The 358-nt window shown below is 62.8% G+C and carries 1 protein-coding gene; it reads right to left on the reverse strand.

Annotated features, from left to right (window positions below):
- The coding region (locus AC5ZGW_RS47660; RefSeq protein ID WP_496114339.1) for a site-specific integrase at nucleotides 1–358 on the reverse strand (358 nt) is incomplete at both ends.

Consider the following 358-nt stretch of genomic DNA (forward strand, 5'->3'; position numbering starts at 1 on the left):
GTGGGTATAATGTCGGCTCATGTCATCGGCGGCGTGACCTAGAATCTGATCCTTCTTATATGGGTGGACGTTCTCGATGACGAGTTGGGTCGAGACGGTGTGCCGGGCGGTGTACGGGGCCACGTCGAAGATATGGGTCCGCAGCCGGGCGGCGGCGATCCCCTTCTTCATCTGGCCGCCGTTGTCGTCATAGACTGTGAACGGCTCATTCTCCCATGTCCGCACCAACCGCCCCGGCCGGTTCTCGACCATGTCGGTCAGCATTGGAACCAACGCCTCATGGATCGGGACGCCGCGCGCCTCGCCGATCATGGACTTCGGCAGGGCGATCCAGCGGCCGGGCACGTTGACCTGCGAC

This window comes from Bradyrhizobium sp. Crot121 (assembly GCF_059512385.1).